Here is a 2,469-nt window from a genome sequence, read left to right as displayed (position 1 = left end):
CCCTTGCCGGCTTCACCGGCACGGGCCGCCTCGACGCCGGCATTCAGTGCGAGCAAGTTCGTCTGGAAGGCGATATCATCGATGACGCCGATGATGTTGGAGATCTCGCCCGAGGACTTCTCGATCGCATGCATCGCGTCTACGGCGTTGGCAACGACTTCGCCGGACTTCTCAGCGCCGGCACGAGTACGGGCGACCAGCGCGCCAACCTCTTCGGCGCGGCGAGCCGAGTCCTTGACCGTCGTGGTGATCTCCTCGAGTGCCGCGGCGGTCTCTTCGACCGAGGCTGCCTGCTGCTCCGTGCGGCGGGCGAGATCGTCGGCGGCCGAGCGGATCTCGGTCGCGCCGGCGTCGATGCCGCGGGCATTGGCACCGACAGCGCAGAGCGTGTCGTGCAGCTTGGTGACCGAATTGTTGAAGTCGGCTCTGAGACTGTCGAGGCGATCGGCGAAGGGGTTGTCGATGCGGTAGGCGAGATCGCCGTCAGCAAGACGGCCAAGGCCCGTCGCGAGACCGTTTACAGCCTGCTGGATTTCGGCCGCATCGCGCGCCTTCTGCGCTTCGCGTTCCAGACGTTCGCGTTCCGATAGCGAGCGGTTCGCATCCGCCTCGCTTTCGAGCTGCATCTTGGCGATCGTCGCATCGCGCAGGACACGCAGCGACCGGGCGAGATCGCCGATCTCATCCTTGCGCTCGGCCTCGGACAGGTCGACGTCGGTCTCGCCAGCGGCGATCTGGCCGGTGACGCCGATGACATTGGCGACGCGCTTGCGGAAGCGGCTCGCCAGTGTCCAACCGACGATGATCATGATCGCGGCGGCAACGGCAATGACGGCGATCGAAATCATCGCGAGATGCGAAAGGCCGGCAAAGACCGTGGCTTCGGGCACCGAGACCACGACGTACCATTCGGTGTCGGGCAGCAGGTTGACCGGTACGGCGACGGCCAGATGCCCGCTGCCATCCGTGTGCTTCAGCGCGAAGGCCTGGCCGGTGTGGCTCAGGAGGTCACCCCACCCCTCACCCGCGAGCGGCGTGTCTTTCAGCACCTTGCCGAGGACCTTGGCATCCGGATGGCTGATGATGCTGCCATCTTTGCTGAGCAATGAGACGAAACCGGTGCCGAAGGGCTTCAGTTTGGCGAGTTCGGTCGAGAGTTCGCCGAGCGCCATGTCGACGCCGACCACACCGATGAAGGCACCGTCCTTCTTCAGCGGCACCATGATCGAGGTCATCAGCACGTCCTTGCCGTTGATCGGGTAGACATAAGGCTCGGTGACCATGTCGAGGCCGGTCTTCTTCGGGATCTGGTAGTAGTCGCCGGGACCCGGCTTGTCATAATCGGCCAGCGCCTCGTGGATCACCTTGTCGCCGGAGCGGGCGATATAGGGAACGAAGCGGCCGGTCGCGTCATGGCCGGGCTTGCCGACGAATTCGGCGTCCTTGCCGTCGAAGGCGTTCGGCTCCCAGCCGGTGCTCATGCCGACGGCAAGCGGATTGTCGACGATCCAGCGTTTCATCAGGGTTTCGATTTCGGCGCGCGACGGCTCGCCGGTGCCCTTTACCGCATAGAGCGCGGAGCGGATGTTGTTTGCGAGCGTCTTTGCCTCGGCAAACTTCGTCTCGACGCTGCGCGCGCTTGCGGATGCGGCATTGGTCATTTCGGCGATGCTGCGCTCGCGCAATTGCTGATAGGAGAGCCAGAAGACGACGGCGGCGGTGACCATGGAGGTCAACAGGCCGGTCATCACGATGGCGAACATGTTTCTTGCCGTTGCAGTCTTTAGGATCACCGTATGTCTCCCCTCGCGCCTCCGCCGTTGCGGTCGTGCGCGGCCAAATCATCGATTGCGTGACGGGCACGCTGAGCATTGGGACAGGTGTCTGGGGCACATCGCGATGATGAATGCTGGAGGCGACGTGCGGGCGAAGTCATTTCGCGGCGAAGAAACGGTATGCGCGAGCGCTTTATCAAAGCTTAAGAAACAAGGGGATGACTCGCGATCCTGCAGTGAAAAGCGAGAATCCTGATGCACTGCGCAAAGAAAAGGCCCGGTCTCCCGGGCCTTTTGCTTCTCAAATGTCGGCGAGGACTAGGCTGCCCGGCGGCGGTGGCTGGTCGCTGCCGCGTATACGCTCTGCGTATCGCCGAGGTTAAACTGGGCCAGCAGTGCGTTGAGCGAGGCTGCTTCCGACGCCAGGCCATGGCTTGCCGCCGTCTGTTCCTCGACCATGGCCGCGTTCTGTTGCGTGCCCTGGTCCATGGTGTTGACCGCCGTGTTGATCTCCTGGAGGCCCGTCGACTGCTCGCGCGTCGCGGTCACGATCGCGCTCACGTGCTTGTTGATCTCCTGGACTTCGGCGACGATCGTCTCCAGTGCCTTGCCGGTGTCGCCGACCAAGGTCACGCCGTTGCGGACCTGGTTGCCGGAGGTGGTGATCAGTGCCTTGATCTCCTTGGCCGCATTG

Annotated in this window: 2 protein-coding genes; both read right to left on the bottom strand. The window is 63.5% G+C overall.

Going from position 1 to position 2,469, the window contains the following annotated elements:
• The coding region (locus tag ASE71_RS15220; RefSeq protein WP_244497373.1) for a methyl-accepting chemotaxis protein at nt 1-1,763 on the bottom strand (1,763 nt) is incomplete at its 3' end.
• A 330-nt stretch (nt 1,764-2,093) separates the two neighbouring features.
• On the bottom strand, nt 2,094-2,469 hold a 376-nt coding region (locus tag ASE71_RS36915), incomplete at its 5' end, for a methyl-accepting chemotaxis protein (protein ID WP_244497368.1).

Origin of the sequence: Ensifer sp. Root954 (assembly GCF_001429005.1) — a bacterium.
Classification (GTDB): domain Bacteria; phylum Pseudomonadota; class Alphaproteobacteria; order Rhizobiales; family Rhizobiaceae; genus Ensifer; species Ensifer adhaerens.
Note: the sequence above shows the minus strand (reverse complement) of the source record. Positions and strands in the feature narration are given on the sequence as shown.